Here is a 19,455-nt window from a genome sequence, read left to right as displayed (position 1 = left end):
AGTCGCCAGAAATGGAAAAACCCGGCGCCAAGGCCGGGTTCCGATTGTTGAGCGGCTCAAGCTGAAAGCTTCGCCAGAACCTCTTCCGAGACCTCGAAGTTGGAATAGACGTTCTGCACGTCGTCGTCGTCTTCGAGGGAGTCGATGAGCTTCATCAGCGACTGTGCTTTTTCCTCGTCCACCGGCACGTTGTTCTGGGCGCGCCAGACAGCCTTGACGGTTTCGGCTTCGCCGAGGCTTGCCTCCAGGGCTTTCGACACTTCGCCAAGGGCTTCGAAAGCGCAGGTGATGTAATGGCCCTCTTCGCCGGTCTCGACGTCATCAGCGCCGGCTTCGATCGCGGCTTCCATTACCTTGTCGGCGTCGCCTGCGGAAAGTTTGTAGGTGATTTCGCCGACATGATCGAAGGAGAAGGAAACGGAACCGGTTTCTCCGAGGGCGCCGCCTGCCTTCGTGAAGATCGAGCGGACGTTGGAGGCGGTGCGGTTGCGGTTGTCGGTCAGGGCTTCGACAATGATCGCCGTGCCGCCCGGACCATAACCCTCGTAGCGGACTTCATCATAGTTTTCGCTGTCGGCGCCAGCTGCCTTCTTGATGGCGCGGTCGATGTTGTCCTTCGGCATGGACTGGGCCTTGGCGTTCTGGATTGCCAGGCGAAGACGGGCGTTCATCGTCGGGTCGGGCAGGCCGGCCTTGGCGGCAACGGTGATTTCGCGCGCAAGCTTGGAGAACATTTTCGACCGCACAGCATCCTGACGGCCTTTGCGGTGCATGATGTTTTTAAACTGTGAATGGCCAGCCATGGCACCCCTGTTCACGTCTCATTGTTCGGAATGGGCCGCCTTATAAGAGCGAAACGGCAGCCGTTCAAGGGGAAAGCAGTTCGGAACAAAGGCGAAAGGATGACGTTTCAACCGAACTCCACCCAACGGAAAGGAACGGTCATGGCAAGTCTCAGCGAGGCGCGGGAACAACCAGCACGTCAGCTTTGGGATCAGGTCAACGGTATTCATGCCGGCATGCTCGGAATTTCCGGGCTTGATATGCACATGCAGCCGATGGCGCCGCATGCCGATCCCACCACCAACACGATCTGGTTTTACACCAAGACCGACGCCGACATCGTGCGGGCCATCAAGCCCGGCAGCCGCGCGCATTTCTGCGTCATCGGCAAGGATCACGATTATCACGCCTGCCTTTCCGGCGTCATCGAGGTACGCCCCGACCCGTCCAAGATCGAGGAATATTGGAGTTCGATGGTGGCGGCCTGGTATGACGGCGGCAAGAAAGACCCGAAACTCACCATGCTTTCTCTGCATGTCGATGATGCCGAGATCTGGGTTTCGACAGGCAGCACGCTAAAATTCGGTTGGGAGATCGCCAAGGCCAATCTGGACGACGACAAGATGCCCGAGGTCGGCGTCAAACGCCACCTGCAATTTGCTTGATCAGCAAGGTTTGGAGGGGCCCGCCGGCTTTTACTGCACCCCCTTCATCACATAGATCAGCGGCTTCCTGGGAAGCGTGCGCATGGAAACGGTGAGGCTGTCATCAGGCGCATAAGTGATATCGAAGTTCTTTCCGAACATGGAGACGAAGGCATTGACCGGCGGGCCACGGCGGTGCATCGGCAGGATCAGCGACGAGCGTAGCCGCTTGATGACGCGGCTCATGCTGTCGGCACCCATGGTCAGGCCGCCGTCGACGGGCACCATGACGACGTCAAGGCGGCCGATTTCGGTATAATGGCTATCAGTCAGCTCGTAGTGCAGATGGCCGAGATGGCCGATGCAGAGACCGGCAATCTCGAAGATGAAAATCGAGTTTCCATCCTCCTGCGACCCGCCGATGCCGTAGCTGAAGCGGATATCGGTCGTGACGTTGCGGATATAGGCATCGCCGACGACGAGATGGATGCTGGCCTTCTCGCCCGGCACGTCGCTCCAGCCGTGGAGCACATGCTTGATGTCGGGCTCAGGCGTCAGGGTGAAGTGGGTCGTATGAGCCTTGTTCATCGTGACGACATCGGGGGTCGTCGCCGGCTTGTACCAGCCATTATAATCCGTCGCGATAATGATGCCGCCGGGTGTCTCGATTTCGAAGGTGGAATGGCCGAGATAGGTGAATCTAACATTCTCGCCTTCGGATACAGCCGGCATCGGCGCCGGGGCGACGGAGAAACTGGCGAAGGTCGCCTTGGGCATATTCTCGGCGATCACGTGGCATTGGCTGGCTCGCCGGCGCTGCTCCTGTGCCTCGGCGGGATCTGATGCGGCGAAGGCCGTCAGGCATGTGATAGCGAGGATAAGATAATGCGGCCTCATGCCACCTCCTCCGGCGCTTTCATTGAGCGGCGGAGGATGCGTCATGAGGTCGCAGCGGTCCAGAGCCGCGATGCTCACAATTGCGTGTTGGAGCGGCTGGATTACCGCCAGAACTCCGGCACCGTTTCGGCCAAACGCGGCCCGAGCCGAAGCGGCGCGATCTTTTCGGCCAGTCCGGTGGCATCGGAAATCTCGACGCCGACGCCGCAGATCGTCGCCGGGCCGCTTGCCGCTTCCATGCGACCCTTCGGCATCTTGGAGATGAAGCGGTTGAGTGGCTCCTCCTTGTCCATGCCGAGGGAGGAGTCGTAGTCGCCGCACATGCCGGCATCCGACATATAGGCGGTGCCGCCGTTCAGGATCTGCGCATCGGCGGTCGGCACATGGGTGTGGGTGCCGACGACGAAACTGGCGCGGCCGTCGACGAAATGGCCGAAGCATTGCTTCTCGCTGGTCGCTTCTGCATGGAAATCGAAGACGATTGCATCGGCCTGCTCTTTCAGCGGGCAGGCATCGAGGATCGCTTCCGCCGATTTGAAGGGGTCGTCGAGTTCCGGATGCATGAAGACGCGGCCCATGACATTGGCAACGAGCACGCGCGCACCGTTCCTGGCATAGAAAAGGCCGGAGCCGCGCCCGGGCGTGCCTTGCGGATAGTTGGCCGGCCGCAGGAATTGATCGTGCCGCCCGGCAAAGGCGACGGCTTCCTTCTGGTCCCAGACGTGATTGCCGGTCGTCACCACATCGGCGCCGGCATTGATCGTTTCGAGAAAGATGTCCTCGGTGATGCCGAAGCCGCCGGCGGCATTCTCGCCGTTGACGACGACAAAGTCGAGCCTGAGGTCGGAGATCAGGCCGGGGAGGCGGTCCCAGACCGCCGTGCGTCCCGTCTTGCCGACCATGTCACCCAAAAAAAGCAGACGCATTCCCTATCCAATCCAAGAAGCAAAAAAGCGAAGGCCGCTTTCTGTCAGGATGGCATCCAGGCTTATGTCATGCGGCTCGTCGGGCACATGTGCCACTTCCTGGCAGTCGAATGCAATGCCGATCAGCTTGGGGTGCAGGCCTTTCTCTCTGAGCCGGCTGATGGCGCGGTCGTAGTGGCCGGCGCCGTAGCCGATGCGGTGGCCTCTGACATCGAAAGCCGAAAGCGGCACCAGCATGATCTCGGGATCGAGGACGGCGGCATGCTCGGTTGGGCCGACCGTGCCGAAACCGGTAGCGACAAGCGGTGCGCCTTCCGCCAATTCGCGAAAGACGATGGTCTGCTTGTCGAGGATCGCCGGCACGCAGAGCCGCGCGCCGCGTGCTGCAAAGCGCGACATCAGCGGCCTAAGATCGGCCTCCGACCGGATCGGCAGGAAGCCGGAGATGATGGTGCCCGCCTCGAAGGCGACCGCCTCGCCGGCGTGATCGGCCATTGCAAGGCTTTTGGAGATGCGCTCTTCAGGAGCGATGGCGTCGCGGGCGGCCAGCCGTTCGTTGCGCAGCTGCGCTTTCAGTTCTTTTGCGGTCATTCGATCTGCCGAATTGAGAGGTCTAACCGAGCATAGCCGGCTGGAGACCCGATGCAAATGCCGGCTGCGACAGGGCTGCACCCGTTTCACGTCGTATCACCCTGCGGTTACCGATCGTCAGACGAGGATGCCTATCGATACTGCGCAGATTCGTGCCGCGGCGACACCGGCAAGGCGGCCGCCAGCCACCGCATCGTTTCCTCGAACAGAGGAGTTCCACCTGGCAGCCAGCCGAGCGCACGGATTTTCGCCGTGTTCATCGGATTGAGGGCAGCCTTGTCGGCGGTGGCCGGCAAAGCGTGGGGACAGCTCGTTTCACGGCGGATAGCCGCGAGAATGTCGCGCGTGTCGACTGTTATGTCCGATATGTTGAAGACTTCGCCCGAGATGCGGGTGCTTTCCGTCTCCAGCATCAGCCGCACCGCGCGGCCGAGGTCGCGACCATGAACCTCCGTCCCGGCGCGAGCAGCGACCGGCCGGCCGGCGAGATAATCGGCGACGAGGCCATCCCATTTGTTCGGTGGGAGATCGCCATAGACACCAGTTGCCCTCAGGCTTACGCCGGCAAAACCCGGCGTCGAGAGATGGCTGAGCGCGCCTTCGGCGTCGAGTTTCACCTGGCCGTAGAGCGTCTCCGGTTTTGGAAGCATCGTTTCGACAAGCTCGGTTCCCGGCGGTTGATCGCCATAGGCAGCGCGGCTGGACAGGAAGACGCAACGGCGCGTGCCGGCGCGTTTGGCCGCTTCGAAGAGCCGGACGGTGCCGTCGAGGTTCAATCTGTGGAAGCTCTCGGGATCGTCGCCCTCGCCGCCGCGATATTTGCCGGGGACATGGCTGAAGGCGGCGTGCACGAAGAAGTAAGCGTCGTCGAAGACGTCGATCTGATCCTTATCGGGATCGAGGGAGAGTGCTGCGAACTCGACCGGGCGAGAGAAGAAACGCGGCAGCGGCGCCCGGCGCCCGCCGACAATCACCTGATAGCCGGCGGCCAACAGCTCCTCGACGACGTACCGGCCGACGAGACCCGTTCCCCCGGATACCAATACTTTCATGCCGTCCCTTCCGGATTTCCCAGCGCCGTGATCTCAGGCAAGTCGCCATGATCGTGTATATTGTGCCACAGGTCGATCAATGGTTGTAGTTGTTTTGCCTTTGGATGATCCTTTTCCCACGGTTTTTCATACTGATAGTGCACGATCGAAATGCTCTTCCAGTCCCAAAGCTCCGGCATGGTGAACCATACATATTGCAGCATGTTGAAATAGACCGGTAGGCCGTGCCATTCCGGGAAGAACGTCTGCAGAAAGGTCTGGTCGGTGCGTCGCCAGAAAGCCTCGGGCGTGTCGAGGCTTTCGAGCATTTTCCCGAATGTGTCATGCGACGGCGTGGCGACGAAGACGCCGGAATTCAAGCGGCGAAAGTCGGCGAGGCTTTCATAGACGTTTGGAGCGGCAGAAAATTCCGGATAGAGGAAGAGCCTGTCGACGTTCTTCAGCACCAGGGCGTCGGCATCGATGAAGACGCAGCGATCATACTGCACCAGCTGCCAGAGCCTGAGCTTGCAGAAATTGTCGAGCGGCGAATGGAACTCCGGCTTGCGGCCTTTGGTGAAGGGGGCGGCGGAGTGGAGATGGCCGCGGGCGTGGCGCTCGTTGAAGGCATCGGAGAGCGGCAAGTGCTCGACCTCAACGAGCTGGCAACCGAGCGCGTTCAGCGGAGCGAGGGCGGCCACGTCGACGCCGCCGGTGTGCAGGACGACGATATCGGCATTGGTACCGGTTCGGCGAAGCGACTTCGCCAGGGCGGTGGCGCCCATAGCGTAGTCAGCATTGGTGGCGAGGGTGACGTAGGCGAAGACGGGCGAGCGGCTCATCGGATTTGACTGCCCCGATAAATCTCGCTTCGGCGAAAGAGAGACGGCAAGGCGTTGCTACGCGTCTCTTCTCCCCAGCGGGGAGAAGGTGCCGGCAGGCGGTTGAGGGGGTGAGCGACGACAGGAGCGAATGCTCTGAGCGCGAGCAAAAGGCAATGTATGGCGTGCCGTGTGGCCCCCTCATCCGACCCTGCGGGCCACCGCCCGGGGCCGAGCCGCGGGTCTCGACCCGTCCTTTGGACCCCCGCTGGGGAGATGAGGGAGCAAGCCGCGACCTTTCCTCTTTGGCGAGTCCGAATGAGATGCCGGCCCTTGGTTGAACTGACGTGATGTGGGGGAGTTTTCGGGTCGGCCGATAACCCTCTGGCGTTCGTCATCTCAGCGCTCACGACACAGACTTCAGCCGCTTGCCTTCCGGATCGTGATTGAGCGTCGCGGCAATGTCTTTAGTCCAGGCGGAGACGGCCGGCACGCGAGAGCGGTCGACGCGATAGGCGAATTTCTTCGCCACGTCGACGATTTCGCCCAGCAGCCCGGCTTCCAGCGTGGTCGGTTCAAGGCCAAGGTCGAGGAACTTTTCGTTCCGGACGATCAGCTCGTTTTCGGCAGCCTCCTTGCGCGGGTTCGGCAGCCAGGCAATCTTGGCGCCGCTCATTCTGGCGATCATCTCGGCCAGGTCGCGCACCCGGTGGGTTTCCGTCATTTGATTGAAGATCTCGACGCGGGCGCCGCGGACGGGCGGGTTCTTCAGCGCCAGCTCGATACAGCGTACCGAATCCTGGATGTGGATGAAGGCGCGGGTCTGGCCACCGGTGCCATGCACCGTCAGCGGATAACCGATCGCTGCCTGAATGAGGAAACGGTTCAGCACCGTGCCGTAATCGCCGTCGTAATCGAAACGGTTGATCAGCTGCGCGTGGCGGCGCGTCTGCTCGGTATGCGTGCCCCAGACGATGCCTTGGTGCAGGTCGGTGATCCGCAAGCCGTCGTTCTTGGCGTAGAATTGGAAGAGAAGCTGATCCAGGCACTTGGTCATGTGGTAGATCGAGCCCGGATTGGAGGGGTAGAGAATCTCCTGGCTGACCGTTTCGCCGTCCACGGTTTCAACGCTGACCGGCAGATAGCCTTCGGGGATGGCTGCACCGACCGTCGAATAGCCATAGACGCCCATGGTGCCGAGATGGATGAGGTGGGCGTCGAGATTGAGATCGGTCAGCGCGTTCAGGAGGTTGTGCGTGGCACTGACATTGTTGTTGACCGTGTAGTTCTTATGGCGGTCGCTCTTCATCGAATAGGGCGCGGCCCGCTGTTCGGCGAAATGGACGATCGCGTCAGGCCGGTGTTCCGAAAGCCATTTCTTCAGAAGTTCGTAATCCCTAGCGAGATCGATCAGATTGAAGTGGATACGGCGTCCGGTTTCTGCGTGCCAGATGCGCGTGCGCTCCTGGATCGAATCCATCGGGGTGAGCGACTGAACGCCGAGTTCGGTGTCTATCCAGCGGCGCGAGAGATTGTCGAGGATATGGATGTCATGACCGGCATCGGAAAGGTGGAGCGAGGTGGGCCAACCAATGAAACCGTCTCCGCCCATAACCGCAATCTTCATCGCATCGTCTCCTGATCGGTCGCTATTATCGGGAATAGTTAGGAATTATGACAATCATTCAATGCCTGCCGGCGGCGCATTGAATGCCGGACGGCCCGGCATTCAATGCTTGCCTGCCGCCAAACGTTGCGCCAAAGAGGGCACCTCACTTTGGAGAAAATTATGACCGAACGCCCTTTTTCCATCTCGGGAGAGCTGACGGAGGCCGGGCATCGCCTCGTTCAGCGGGTCTATTATGAAGATACGGATTTCTCCGGCCTCGTCTATCACGCCCGCTACCTGCATTTCCTCGAGCGCGGCCGCACCGATTATCTGCGCTGCCTCGGCGTCGAGCAGCGCGAGCTCGTCAGCGCCGATGAAGAAGGCCTCGTCTTCGTCGTCCACCGCATGGAGATCGACTTCAAGAGCCCCGCGCGCATGGATGACGTGCTGACGATCCTGACGCATACTGAAAAGGCCGGAGGCGCCAAGATGGTGCTCAACCAGCAGATCCGGTCAGGCGAAACTCTGCTGATTGCAGCCAAGGTGATCATCGCCGTCATCAACGCCAAGGGGCGGCCGCGGCGGCTGCCCGAAACGCTGGCGGCAAAGTTCCTGGAAGGCAGCCGGCCGCTGTAGTTCCGAATCGGCCTTGTCAAAACTTGAACTTTATGTGAAGGAATTCCCGCGCTGCAGGATGAGCGCTCTTTCGGCAGCCGGACCATGCTCCGGTCAAGTAATCCATGGAACAAAAGCTTCCGAACACAGGCTTTCTGTCATCGTCTGGCACTAACGATCTATTAACCATAATAGTGTCTTACTGGGAAAGTCGGAGTTTGTGCGGTGCACGCCTTCCTTTGACCAAATTTGACGGCAAGAAGGCGGAAGAAGAGCTTGGAAGCTTGACCAGGGCTTTGGGCGGCGGTCCCGGACACTTCTTGCGAGATCATTTTGTGCCGCCCGGTCCAGCGCCGGGCGTTTGGATTCGGGGATTTTGGATCAATGGAACAAGTAGGATTGGCAGCAGCCACGACGGACGTCAGCCTCTGGTCGCTTTTCATGCAGGCCGGCATCGTCGTCAAGCTCGTCATGCTCGGGCTCATCGCGGCCTCGGTCTGGACGTGGGCGATCGTCATCGACAAGTATCTGGCCTATGGCCGCGCAAGGCGCCAGTTCGACAAGTTCGAACAGGTTTTCTGGTCGGGCCAGTCGCTGGAAGAACTCTATCGTTCGCTGTCCGAACGCAACAACACCGGCCTGGCGTCGATCTTCGTCGCAGCCATGCGCGAATGGAAGAAATCCTTCGAACGCGGAGCCCGCTCGCCGATCGGCCTGCAGATGCGTATCGACCGCGCCATGGACGTGACGCTCGCCCGTGAAACCGAATATCTCGGCGCCCGTTTGGGATCACTCGCCACCATCGGTTCAGCCGGCCCGTTCATCGGCCTCTTCGGCACGGTCGTCGGCATCATGACCTCGTTCCAGGCGATCGCCGGCTCGAAATCGACGAACCTCGCGGTGGTCGCACCCGGTATCGCTGAAGCATTGCTCGCCACCGCGATCGGCCTCGTCGCCGCTATTCCGGCCGTCATCGCCTACAACAAGTTCTCTGCCGATGCCGGCAAGCTCTCGGCGCGCATGGAGGGTTTCGCGGACGAATTCTCCGCCATCCTTTCGCGCCAGATCGACGAGAAGCTGCAGCCCCGCGCTGCCGCGCAGTAACCAACGGAGTATTCTCACATGGGTATGGCTGTTGGAGGCAATGGCGGCGGAGGCGGCGGACGCCGCCGTCGCGGCGGTCGGAACAAGGCAGTGATCTCCGAAATCAACGTGACGCCGCTTGTCGACGTCATGCTCGTGCTTTTGATCATCTTCATGGTCGCAGCACCGATGATGACCGTCGGCGTGCCGATCGACCTGCCAGAAACGCAGGCTAAGGCGTTGAATTCCGAGACGCAGCCGATCACGATCTCGGTCAAGAACTCCGGCGAAGTCTACCTGCAGGAAACTCCCATCCCGGCCGCCGAGATCGCCGCCAAGCTCGAGGCGATCGCTACCACCGGCTACAATGAACGCATCTTCGTGCGCGGCGACGCGACGGCGCCTTATGGTGTCATCGCCGACGTGATGGCTCGCATCCAGGGGGCCGGTTTCAAGAATATCGGCCTCGTGACGCAGCAGAAGAAGGACCAATAGCGTTCAAGATGAAGACTAGCGTCGTCACATCTGCTGTTCTGCATTGCCTGGTGCTCACCTGGGCGATGGTGTCGCTGAGTGCGCCAGAATCCTTCAAGGTCGAGGATTTCGAGGCGATGCCGGTCGATCTCGTGCCGGTGGAATCCATCACCCAGATGCAGCAGGGCGACAAGAAGGCTCCGAAGAAGGAGACGTCCGCCCCGGTACCGACGACACGGCCGCCGATCGCGCAGCCTGCGGAAAATGCCGGCGACAACAATGCGGATCTGAAGACGCCGCCGGTCCCGAACGCCAAGCCCAGCAACAGCGAAGCTGCGGCGGCAAATTCGAGCGAGAAGCCACTGCCGACAATCGATCCCAAGCCGAACGACGTCAAGGAAGTCAACAAGGAAGAGACCGAGGTCGAGCAGCCGAAGGAAGTCGCTTCCATTCCGACGCCGAAACCGGTCGAGGTAACGCCGCCGAAGCCGGAGGAGAAGCCGCCGGAAGAGCAGGCCAAGCCGGAAGAGCCGCCGAAGCCGGATGCCGAGGCGTTGCCGGACAACGTACCGACACCGGTCGTCAAGCCGCAGGTAAAGCCGCCTGAGCCCCAAAAAGCTGCCGAGAAGCCGCCTGAGAAGCCTGTGGACGAACCCAAGGCTGCCGAAAAACCGACGGACAAGAAGAAGGCCGACAAGAAGCAGGAAGTGGCGAAATCGGCCTCGACGATGAAGAGCGATTTCAATGCCGATGAGATTTCGGCTCTGCTGAACAAGACCGATCCTTCCGCCGGCGGCGCCAAGCGCTCGACGCAGGAGGCCTCGCTGGGGGCGAAGAAGAGCAATGGTGGCTCGAAGCTCAGCCAAAGCGAACAAGATGCGCTACAGGGGTTGATCCAGGGTAACTGGCTTATCACTCCGGGAATGGAAGGCCTTTCCGGCATGGTCATCACGGTGCGTTTCAAGCTCGACAAAGATGGAAACATTATCGGCCAGCCTGACATCGAGTCGTCCGGCGGAAGCAGCACCGATTCAACACGTCGTGCGCTTGAAAGTGGCGCTTACCGTGCCGTGATGAAATCTGCTCCCTCGTTCCACACGACGCTTCCGATGGACAAGTATGACGTATGGAACGAGGTCGTCCTTAACTTTCATCCCAGCGATATGGGAATTTAAATGGCGAGGAATTCGATCCGTCTCGCGAAGGCTTTCGGGGTATACGCGGTGCTGACAGGGGCGATCCTTAGCCTCGCATTTCCCTTCGATGCAAATGCGGAAACGGCTGATCCCCGAAACGGCGCAAGCGCCCCGATCCTCAGCCAGGCTGAAATCACGGCGGTTGTGCACTCGATCGAACGTCAACTTTCCATTCACGGCCGCCCGAAGGACATCGGCAACGCGCGTTTGATGATCCACATAAAGCTAACCAGAGGCGGGCAGATTGTAGGCAACCCTGATGTGCAGGTCACCGGTGGCAGTGAGCGTGCGCAGAAAAGTCTTGCCGACGACGGCCTCCGCGCAGTTCGTCGCGCAGCTCCTTTTACGATGCTTCCGAAAGATAAATACGATGTCTGGAAGGAAATTGTTTTTAATTTCGACACCAGCGCTCTTACCCAATAAGATGCTGAAAGGCTTGTTTGATATGGTCAAGTGTTCCCTCATCCGCGCTCTGATGGTCATTGCAGGCCTGATTGGGGTCGCAGCCTTTACGACGCCGGCGAACGCGTTGGTCACCCTCGATCTTCGAAAAGGTAACGTCCAGCCGATGCCGATTGCGGTGACGGACTTCCTGCAGGGCGATATGGGTGCGCAGGTCTCGCAGGTGATTGCAGCCGACCTGCAGCGTTCCGGCCTCTTCGCGCCGATCAACAAGAGTGCCTTCATTGAGAAGATTTCCAATCCCGATGCCGCGCCGCGGTTCGAAGATTGGAAGGTCATCAACGCCCAGGCGCTGGTCACCGGTCGTGTGACGCAGGAGGCGGATGGACGTCTTCGCGCCGAATTCCGTCTCTGGGACCCCTTCGCCGGCCAGCAGATGACCGGCCAGCAGTTCTATACGCAGCCGGAGAACTGGCGGCGTGTCGCCCATATCATTGCCGATGCGATCTACAAGCAGATCACCGGCGAAGAGGGATACTTCGACACCCGCGTCGTCTTCGTCTCCGAATCCGGCACAAAGCAGCAGCGCAAGCGGCAGCTGGCGATCATGGATCAGGACGGCTTCAACGTGCGGATGCTGACGGATGGCAGCGACCTCGTGCTCACGCCGCGCTTCTCGCCGAGCCGGCAGGAAGTCACCTACATGTCCTTCGCCAACCAGCAGCCGCGCGTCTATCTGCTGCAGCTCGAAACCGGGCAGCGCGAAGTCGTCGGCAACTTCCCCGGCATGACCTTCTCGCCGCGTTTTTCGCCGGATGGCCAGAAGGTGATCATGAGCCTCCAGCAGGAAGGCAATTCCAACATCTATACGATGGACCTGCGCTCGCGCACGACGACGCGGCTGACCTCGACGGCGGCGATCGACACCTCGCCCTCCTATTCGCCTGACGGTGCCCGCATCAGCTTCGAAAGCGACCGCGGCGGCAAGCCGCAGATCTACGTGATGAACGCCGATGGCTCGGGCCAGACCCGCATTTCCTTCGGTGACGGCTCCTATTCGACGCCGGTCTGGTCGCCGCGCGGCGATCTCATCGCCTTCACCAAACAGTCCGGCGGCAAGTTCTCGATCGGCGTGATGAAGCCAGATGGCTCGGGCGAGCGCATCCTGACGTCCGGCTTCCACAATGAAGGCCCGACCTGGGCGCCGAACGGCCGGGTGCTGATGTTCTTCCGCCAAGCGGCAGGCGCGGGTGGCCCGCAACTCTATTCGATTGATCTGACCGGTTACAACGAGCAGCTGGTCAAGACGCCGAGCTATGCTTCCGACCCGGCCTGGTCGCCGCTGCTGGAGTAGCGAGTGCATCACTGCCTTTATGTCGCCTCAAAGTCGTGGAAACCGGGCGGCACGGGACAAATCAGTAAACTGTTAACCATAATCTTTGAGGGGCGGTTAACCGAGTGCGGTTACTGTCCGGAAACCCTGATGAACTCGCAAGGAGACCGGCCATGAGCCGAATTCATACCCCGGCACTGAGCCGCATGCAGAATTTCGCCCGCAACCCCGTCATGATCGCGCTCGTCGCCGGTCTCGCGCTTGCGGGTTGCGCCAACAAAAAGAACGGCGGCATGCCGAACAGCGCCGGCGACATGGGTCTCGGCGCAGGCGCCGCGACGCCGGGCTCGACCCAGGACTTCACGGTCAATGTCGGTGACCGCATCTTCTTCGATACCGACTCCACGTCGATCCGCGCCGATGCCGCTCAGACGCTCGACCGTCAGGCACAGTGGCTCGGTCGTTACCCGAACTACCAGATCACCGTTGAAGGCCATGCCGACGAACGCGGCACCCGCGAATACAACCTCGCACTCGGCGCCCGTCGCGCTGCTGCCACCAAGGACTACCTCGCTTCGCGCGGCGTTCCGGCACAGCGCATGAAGACGATCTCCTACGGCAAGGAACGTCCGGTCGCCGTCTGCGACGATATTTCCTGCTGGTCGCAGAACCGCCGCGCGGTCACCGTGCTCGGCGGCGCCGGCATGTAATCTTCGGATATAATTCGTTTTCGCAGAGGCGGTCCCGCAGCGGGCCGCCTTTCTTTTTGACCACACTTTGGCCAGACTCCGTTGCTTTTTGACAGCAATTGGAAAAATCTCCTGTTCGTGCCTCATGGCGCGAAGAATCACTGGGACAGGACGATACATATGAAGAAACTTGTCGTGGCAGGCATGCTGTGCCTGGCGGCTATCACCGCGAGCGAACGGACGGCTTATTCGGCCTCGTTCTTCGGGCTGCATCTCGGCGGCCGATCCGCGGAACAGCAGCCGGCCCCGCCCGTCGTCAAGGTGCAGAGCGGAGACGCGGAAATCCGCGTGCAGCAGCTCGAAGAGCAGATGCGGCAGCTGAATGGCCGAATCGAGGAGATGAGCTTTCAGCTTCTGCAGATGCAGGAGACGATCCGCAAGCAGCAGGAAGACAATGAATTCCGCTTCCAGCAGCTCGAAAAAACCGGTAGCGGTGGCGGCGCCAAGGCTCCGGTCAAAAAGAGCGAGACCGATGCCGCTCCGGCAGCGTCCGGCAGCGACGACGTCGCCAGAGTGATTCAAGCACCGCAGGGGGCCGAAACGGCTCCCTCCACCGATGTGCCTGCCAATACCGGCCTCGGACAGCCGCCGAAGCAGCTCGGCTCGATCGAGTTCGACCAGAACGGCAATGCGATCGGCGGAAGCGTCGATGAAAACGCCACCATCGGATCCGGCCCGGTTCCCACTGCCAACAGCGGCACGGCGCAGCAGACGGCCTCACTCGGCGGCGAGGCGGATCAGTATAAGTCAGCATACGGCCACGTGCTCTCGGGCGATTACAGCACGGCCGAGCAGGAATTCAATCAGTACATCGCCCGTTACCCGAGCAGCGCACGCGCGGCGGACGCCAATTTCTGGCTCGGCGAAGCGCTCTATTCGCAGGGCAAATATAACGAGGCGGCCAAGACTTTCCTCAACGCACATCAGAAATACGGCAGCTCGGAAAAGGCGCCGGAAATGCTGTTGAAGCTTGGCATGTCGCTTGCTGCCCTCGACAACAAGGAAACCGCCTGCGCGACCCTGCGCGAAGTCTCGAAGCGTTATCCGAAGGCGTCACGCGCCGTCATAAGCAAGGTTGCGAGCGAACAGAAACGCCTCGCCTGCTGAGGTCTTCCGGAATGTCTCCGGACGCCGCATCGCCTCGACAGGCGATCCGCCAGTTTCTCGCATCGCTTCGAAGTCCTGCGCGCATTCTCGTCGCGATCTCTGGCGGCAGCGATTCTACCGGCCTGCTTCTCCTCCTCGATGAAGTCGTAAAGGCCGCGCCCCATCTTGAAATTTCCCTTTGTGCCGCGACCGTCGACCACGCGCTGCGTGCCGGTTCCGCAGACGAGGCGCGAGAGGTCGCAGCCCTCTGTGCAGCCCTCGGCATTTCCCATATGAGCGCCACATGGCAGGGCGAAAAACCGAAAACCGGCATCATGGCCGCGGCACGCGAGGCCCGTTACAGCCTTCTAGCCGAGGCGGCCGAAGCGCTCGGCGCCAACCTCATCGTCACCGGCCATACGCTTGACGACCAGCGCGAAACGCTTGCCATGCGTGGCATGCGAACGGAGCAGGTTTCGACCGGTATCGCCGATGCCGTGCTTTTCGACCGGCGATTCTGGATTTTGCGCCCGCTTCTATTTTCCACTCGGATGGATATCCGCGCTTTCCTGCGGGCGCGGGGCGTGCGGTGGATCGACGATCCGAGCAATGAGGATACGAATTACGAACGTGTGCGGATGCGCCGGCAACTTTCGGCCCATACATCTGTGGAGAAGGATATACGCGCCGCCTGGGCGGAGCGGCTCACTCTCTCGTCTCGAGCCGCCGAATGGCTGGATCGCCATTTCCAGCTTCACGGCGGCGTGCTTGGGCAGGTGGTGCCTGGCGGGTTGCGGCAGGACCGAGCGGTCCTGGACTATACGCTCGGCCGCCTGACGGCGGTATTCGGCGGGCAGCCATTCGCGCCGGGCAGGGTGAAGATGGAACGTATTCTCGCATTCGCCGCCGGCAGCAGCGCGCCGGGACGGATGACCGCCGGCAGAGTGGTGTTCGATCTGAGGCGCGACGGGCTTTATCTGGCGCGCGAGCACCGAGGGATGGTGCCGCTGATATTGCAGTCGGGGGAGACGGGGGTTTGGGATGGCAGGTTCCTTGTTGAAAACCGATTAGGAACGACCATGAGGGTGGAAGCTCAGGCCGCGCGCTCCTCACTCATTCCTGTGCCTGGAATCCAGCCACCGCGCGTCGGCGCGGTGAATGACTCACCGATGCGTAACGAGTCTTCTGCGCCCAAGGACTTGGGCGCGCTGGATTCCTGTGACGAGCACAGGAATGAGGGAGGGCGAGGCAGGGGGCTTCCCACATCCGCATGGAAACGCGCAATCGCGTCGGCGCCTGCCTTATCCTCAGATGGAGCCTATTTATCTCCAGAATCCGCTTCAATGGTTGAACTGACGCCTTATTTCGCACCCTTCGACCGCTTTTTGACACGATTTGATTTCATCTTTGCCGACAGGCTTTCGGCGGTTTTCGCGATGGCGCCCTATGCGGGGCTGCCTTTAAGAAGTATTGACGGAAAAACCATCTGACTTGGGGGATTGCCTTGGCAATAGCGCGGGGCAACCCTATGTTAGAACCTAATAAGACGGTCGCCATGAGGCGGCTGTTGCAGTGCTGGGGAGTTCAATGAACCCTAACTTACGTAATTTCGCATTGTGGGCGATCATCGCGCTTTTGCTGATCGCCCTTTTCAGCATGTTTCAGACGGCGCCGGCGCAGACGGGCTCCCGCGATATCCCTTATTCGCAGTTTCTGCGTGAGGTTGATGCGGGCCGTGTGAAGGAAGTCGTGGTCACGGGCAACCGGGTCTCCGGAAGCTATGTTGAAAATGGCTCCACCTTCCAGACCTATTCGCCTGTCATCGACGACAGCCTGCTCGATCGCCTGCAGCAGAAGAATGTGCTGGTGTCCGCCCGTCCCGAAACGGATGGTTCTTCGGGTTTTTTAAGCTATCTCGGCACGTTGTTGCCGATGCTTCTCATTCTCGGCGTCTGGCTGTTTTTCATGCGGCAGATGCAGGGCGGCTCGCGCGGCGCGATGGGTTTCGGGAAATCCAAGGCCAAGCTACTGACGGAAGCGCATGGCCGCGTTACCTTTGAAGACGTCGCCGGCGTCGACGAGGCCAAGCAGGATCTCGAGGAAATCGTCGAATTCCTGCGTGATCCGCAGAAGTTCCAGCGTCTCGGCGGCAAGATCCCGCGCGGGGTGCTGCTGGTCGGCCCTCCTGGCACGGGTAAGACGCTGCTCGCCCGCTCGGTCGCCGGCGAAGCCAACGTGCCCTTCTTCACCATTTCCGGTTCCGACTTCGTCGAGATGTTCGTCGGCGTCGGTGCAAGCCGCGTGCGCGACATGTTCGAGCAGGCGAAGAAGAATGCGCCCTGCATCATCTTCATCGACGAAATCGATGCCGTCGGTCGCCATCGCGGCGCCGGTCTCGGCGGCGGCAATGATGAACGCGAGCAGACGCTCAACCAGTTGCTCGTCGAAATGGACGGCTTCGAGGCGAATGAAGGCGTGATCCTGATCGCTGCCACCAACCGCCCTGACGTTCTCGATCCCGCGCTGCTGCGCCCCGGCCGTTTCGACCGCCAGGTCGTGGTACCGAACCCCGACATCGTCGGCCGTGAGCGCATTCTCAAAGTGCATGCCCGCAACGTTCCGCTGGCGCCGAATGTCGATCTGAAGGTTCTCGCCCGCGGCACGCCCGGTTTCTCCGGCGCCGACCTGATGAACCTCGTCAACGAAGCCGCTCTCATGGCTGCCCGCCGCAACAAGCGCGTCGTCACCATGCAGGAGTTCGAGGACGCCAAGGACAAGATCATGATGGGCGCCGAGCGCCGTTCCTCGGCAATGACCGAAGCGGAGAAGAAGCTGACCGCCTATCACGAGGCCGGCCACGCCATCACCGCGCTCAACGTCGCCGTTGCCGACCCGCTGCACAAGGCGACGATCATTCCCCGCGGCCGTGCGCTCGGCATGGTCATGCAGCTTCCCGAGGGCGATCGCTACTCGATGAGCTACAAATGGATGGTCTCGCGCCTCTGCATCATGATGGGCGGGCGCGTCGCCGAGGAGCTCACCTTCGGCAAGGAGAACATCACATCGGGCGCCTCCTCCGACATCGAGCAGGCGACCAAGCTTGCCCGCGCCATGGTCACGCAGTGGGGCTTCTCCGACCAGCTCGGTCAGGTCGCCTATGGCGAGAACCAGCAGGAAGTCTTCCTCGGTCACTCGGTTTCGCAGTCGAAGAATGTTTCGGAAGCGACCGCGCAGAAGATCGACAATGAAGTGCGCCGCCTGATCGACGAAGCCTACGACCAGGCCCGCACGATCCTAACGGAAAAGCACGATGAGTTCGTCGCGCTTGCCGAAGGCCTGCTTGAGTACGAAACGCTGACCGGCGATGAGATCAAGGCTCTGATCCGCGGCGAGAAGCCGTCCCGCGACCTCGGCGACGATTCGCCGCCGAGCCGCGGATCGGCCGTTCCGAAGGCTGGGGTGCGGCCAGCCACCAAGGGCGATGAGCCCGAGGGCGGCCTTGAACCGCAGCCGCATTGAGCTGCGACACGATCTCGAAAAAGGCCGGATTTCCGCGATGGGAGATCCGGCCTTTTTCATTGGTAACGGGATATAATCATTTTTCTCGCTAATTTACGTGCCGATTGCCACAATTTGTGGCATTCCGCTGAAGAGAAGCAAGCATGAATCACGCTCCTGGACTGACGACAATCCATTGAAGCCGGATTTGCTTGGAACGATGCGCTGCCTTGAATGGCGCGCCAAAGCGCAGGAGTGCAGATGAAAAGACGCTATTTCGGTACGGACGGTATTCGCGGTCAATCCAACGTCTTCCCGATGACACCGGATCTTGCCATGCGGGTCGGCATCGCCGCCGGCACGATCTTCCGCCGGGGCAACCACCGTCATCGCGTCGTCATCGGTAAGGATACGCGCCTTTCCGGCTATATGCTTGAGAATGCGATGGTGGCAGGCTTTACGGCTGCGGGCCTCGACGCCTTCATTCTCGGCCCGATCCCCACGCCTGCCGTCGCCATGCTGACGCGTTCGCTGCGCTGCGATATCGGCGTAATGATCTCTGCTTCGCACAATCCTTATGAAGATAACGGCATCAAGCTGTTCGGTCCCGACGGCTACAAGCTGTCGGACGACATCGAGGCCGAGATCGAGGACCTGCTCGAAAAGGACCTGAACGCGCAGCTTGCCAAATCCGACGATATCGGCCGGGCCAAGCGCGTCGACGGCGTGCATGACCGTTATATCGAACATGCTAAGCGCACGCTGCCGCGCGACGTGACGCTGCAGGGACTGAGGGTGGCGATCGATTGCGCCAATGGTGCTGCCTACAAGGTGGCGCCCGCCGTGCTCTGGGAACTCGGCGCCGATGTCGTCACCATCGGCAACGAACCGAACGGCACCAATATCAATCTCAATTGCGGTTCCACCAGCCCCGTCGCATTGCAGAAGAAAGTCGACGAGGTTCGCGCCGATATCGGCATCGCGCTCGACGGCGACGCGGACCGCGTCATCATTATCGATGAGAACGGTTCGATCGTCGACGGCGACCAGCTGATGGCCGTCATCGCCGAGAGCTGGGCCGAGAGCCAGCAGCTGCGCGGCAACGGCATCGTCGCCACCGTCATGTCCAATCTCGGCCTCGAGCGTTTCCTGGACGAACGCGGCATGGCGCTTGCCCGCACGAAGGTCGGCGACCGCTACGTTGTCGAGCATATGCGCCAGCACAATTACAATGTCGGCGGCGAGCAATCGGGCCATATCGTGCTTTCGGATTACGGGACGACGGGCGACGGTCTGGTCGCGGCGCTGCAGATCCTTGCCGCGGTCAAGCGCACCGGCCGCACCGTCAGCGAGGTCTGTCGCCGCTTCGAGCCGGTGCCGCAGCTCCTGCGCAATGTCCGCATCAGCGGTGGCAAGCCGCTGGAGGATATTCAGGTCCAGAAGGCGATCGCCGATGCCGAAGCCGAGCTCGCCAGAAACGGCCGGCTCGTCATCCGGCCTTCCGGCACCGAGCCGCTGATCCGCGTCATGGCCGAGGGCGACGACCGCGCCCAGATCGAGCGCATCGTCAACGAGCTGATCGGCACGATCTCGAATGTCCGGACCGCTGCCTGACCCTGCGAGAACAGACAATCAAAAGGCCGGTGCGTGAGCGCCGGCTTTTTTTGTTGCGTACGCGGGTGGCATGTATCTCTGCGCAAACCATTTCATGACGCGG

The 19,455-nt window shown here is 61.0% G+C and carries 19 protein-coding genes; 12 read left to right on the top strand and 7 right to left on the bottom strand.

Translation table 11 applies throughout. The annotated features are described in order from the left end of the window. Window positions 1–56: 56 nt before the first annotated feature. Window positions 57–803: a YebC/PmpR family DNA-binding transcriptional regulator gene (locus NMA58_RS16855; protein WP_434711370.1), complete on the bottom strand. Its 747-nt coding sequence runs from the start codon at window positions 801–803 to the stop codon at window positions 57–59. A 141-nt stretch (window positions 804–944) separates the two neighbouring features. Here NMA58_RS16855 and NMA58_RS16850 point away from each other — a divergent pair, with 141 nt between their 5' ends. Further along, complete coding sequence (locus tag NMA58_RS16850) at window positions 945–1,448, top strand: pyridoxamine 5'-phosphate oxidase family protein (RefSeq protein WP_434711368.1); 504 nt, start codon at window positions 945–947, stop codon at window positions 1,446–1,448. A gap of 30 nt (window positions 1,449–1,478) precedes the next feature. Here the strand turns inward: NMA58_RS16850 and NMA58_RS16845 are convergent, their stop codons facing one another. From NMA58_RS16845 to NMA58_RS16820, 6 genes are all read right to left on the bottom strand, one after another. Next, window positions 1,479–2,324, bottom strand: coding sequence for an MBL fold metallo-hydrolase (locus NMA58_RS16845; protein ID WP_434711366.1), 846 nt, complete (start codon window positions 2,322–2,324; stop codon window positions 1,479–1,481). Between the two features lie 101 nt (window positions 2,325–2,425). Then, on the bottom strand, window positions 2,426–3,250 hold the full coding sequence (locus NMA58_RS16840) for a TIGR00282 family metallophosphoesterase (RefSeq protein WP_085779327.1): 825 nt from the start codon (window positions 3,248–3,250) through the stop codon (window positions 2,426–2,428). 3 nt (window positions 3,251–3,253) lie between these two features. Then, the gene (locus NMA58_RS16835; RefSeq protein ID WP_430957926.1) at window positions 3,254–3,841 is read right to left on the bottom strand and encodes a 5-formyltetrahydrofolate cyclo-ligase; all 588 of its coding nucleotides are present in this window, start codon (window positions 3,839–3,841) and stop codon (window positions 3,254–3,256) included. Window positions 3,842–3,972: 131 nt separating this feature from the next. After that, window positions 3,973–4,893: an NAD-dependent epimerase/dehydratase family protein gene (locus tag NMA58_RS16830; RefSeq protein WP_430957925.1), complete on the bottom strand. Its 921-nt coding sequence runs from the start codon at window positions 4,891–4,893 to the stop codon at window positions 3,973–3,975. Beyond that, entirely contained in the window at window positions 4,890–5,714 is an 825-nt protein-coding gene (locus NMA58_RS16825) for a glycosyltransferase (protein ID WP_434711363.1), read from the bottom strand. Before NMA58_RS16825 ends, NMA58_RS16830 begins: the two co-directional genes overlap by 4 nt. A 385-nt stretch (window positions 5,715–6,099) precedes the next feature. Beyond that, window positions 6,100–7,320, bottom strand: coding sequence for an NAD-dependent epimerase/dehydratase family protein (locus NMA58_RS16820; protein WP_434711361.1), 1,221 nt, complete (start codon window positions 7,318–7,320; stop codon window positions 6,100–6,102). Between the two features lie 162 nt (window positions 7,321–7,482). On the opposite strand from NMA58_RS16820, the gene ybgC reads away from it, so the two are divergent. From ybgC to glmM, 11 genes are all read left to right on the top strand, one after another. Beyond that, entirely contained in the window at window positions 7,483–7,938 is a 456-nt protein-coding gene (gene ybgC / locus NMA58_RS16815) for a tol-pal system-associated acyl-CoA thioesterase (RefSeq protein ID WP_085779323.1), read from the top strand. Window positions 7,939–8,301: 363 nt separating this feature from the next. Continuing rightward, complete coding sequence (gene tolQ, locus NMA58_RS16810) at window positions 8,302–9,021, top strand: protein TolQ (protein WP_004671617.1); 720 nt, start codon at window positions 8,302–8,304, stop codon at window positions 9,019–9,021. Between the two features lie 18 nt (window positions 9,022–9,039). Next, complete coding sequence (tolR, locus tag NMA58_RS16805; RefSeq protein WP_008536277.1) at window positions 9,040–9,495, top strand: protein TolR; 456 nt, start codon at window positions 9,040–9,042, stop codon at window positions 9,493–9,495. A gap of 8 nt (window positions 9,496–9,503) precedes the next feature. Beyond that, entirely contained in the window at window positions 9,504–10,649 is a 1,146-nt protein-coding gene (locus NMA58_RS16800; protein WP_434711358.1) for a hypothetical protein, read from the top strand. Further along, entirely contained in the window at window positions 10,650–11,093 is a 444-nt protein-coding gene (locus tag NMA58_RS16795) for a hypothetical protein (RefSeq protein ID WP_434711356.1), read from the top strand. A 22-nt stretch (window positions 11,094–11,115) separates the two neighbouring features. Then, the gene (gene tolB, locus NMA58_RS16790) at window positions 11,116–12,426 is read left to right on the top strand and encodes a Tol-Pal system beta propeller repeat protein TolB (RefSeq protein WP_434711355.1); all 1,311 of its coding nucleotides are present in this window, start codon (window positions 11,116–11,118) and stop codon (window positions 12,424–12,426) included. A gap of 152 nt (window positions 12,427–12,578) precedes the next feature. After that, the gene (gene pal, locus NMA58_RS16785) at window positions 12,579–13,115 is read left to right on the top strand and encodes a peptidoglycan-associated lipoprotein Pal (RefSeq protein ID WP_064804779.1); all 537 of its coding nucleotides are present in this window, start codon (window positions 12,579–12,581) and stop codon (window positions 13,113–13,115) included. A gap of 159 nt (window positions 13,116–13,274) precedes the next feature. After that, on the top strand, window positions 13,275–14,261 hold the full coding sequence (gene ybgF / locus NMA58_RS16780) for a tol-pal system protein YbgF (RefSeq protein WP_434711352.1): 987 nt from the start codon (window positions 13,275–13,277) through the stop codon (window positions 14,259–14,261). A gap of 11 nt (window positions 14,262–14,272) precedes the next feature. Next, entirely contained in the window at window positions 14,273–15,730 is a 1,458-nt protein-coding gene (gene tilS, locus NMA58_RS16775) for a tRNA lysidine(34) synthetase TilS (RefSeq protein ID WP_434711351.1), read from the top strand. A gap of 97 nt (window positions 15,731–15,827) precedes the next feature. Further along, window positions 15,828–17,759, top strand: coding sequence for an ATP-dependent zinc metalloprotease FtsH (gene ftsH, locus NMA58_RS16770; RefSeq protein ID WP_085779317.1), 1,932 nt, complete (start codon window positions 15,828–15,830; stop codon window positions 17,757–17,759). A 240-nt stretch (window positions 17,760–17,999) separates the two neighbouring features. Next, complete coding sequence (gene glmM / locus NMA58_RS16765; RefSeq protein ID WP_011426682.1) at window positions 18,000–19,352, top strand: phosphoglucosamine mutase; 1,353 nt, start codon at window positions 18,000–18,002, stop codon at window positions 19,350–19,352. The last annotated feature ends 103 nt before the right edge of the window (window positions 19,353–19,455 follow it).

It is taken from the genome of Rhizobium sp. YTUHZ045, assembly GCF_051124255.1.
In the GTDB taxonomy this organism is placed as follows: Bacteria; Pseudomonadota; Alphaproteobacteria; order Rhizobiales; family Rhizobiaceae; genus Rhizobium.
Note: the sequence above shows the minus strand (reverse complement) of the source record. Positions and strands in the feature narration are given on the sequence as shown.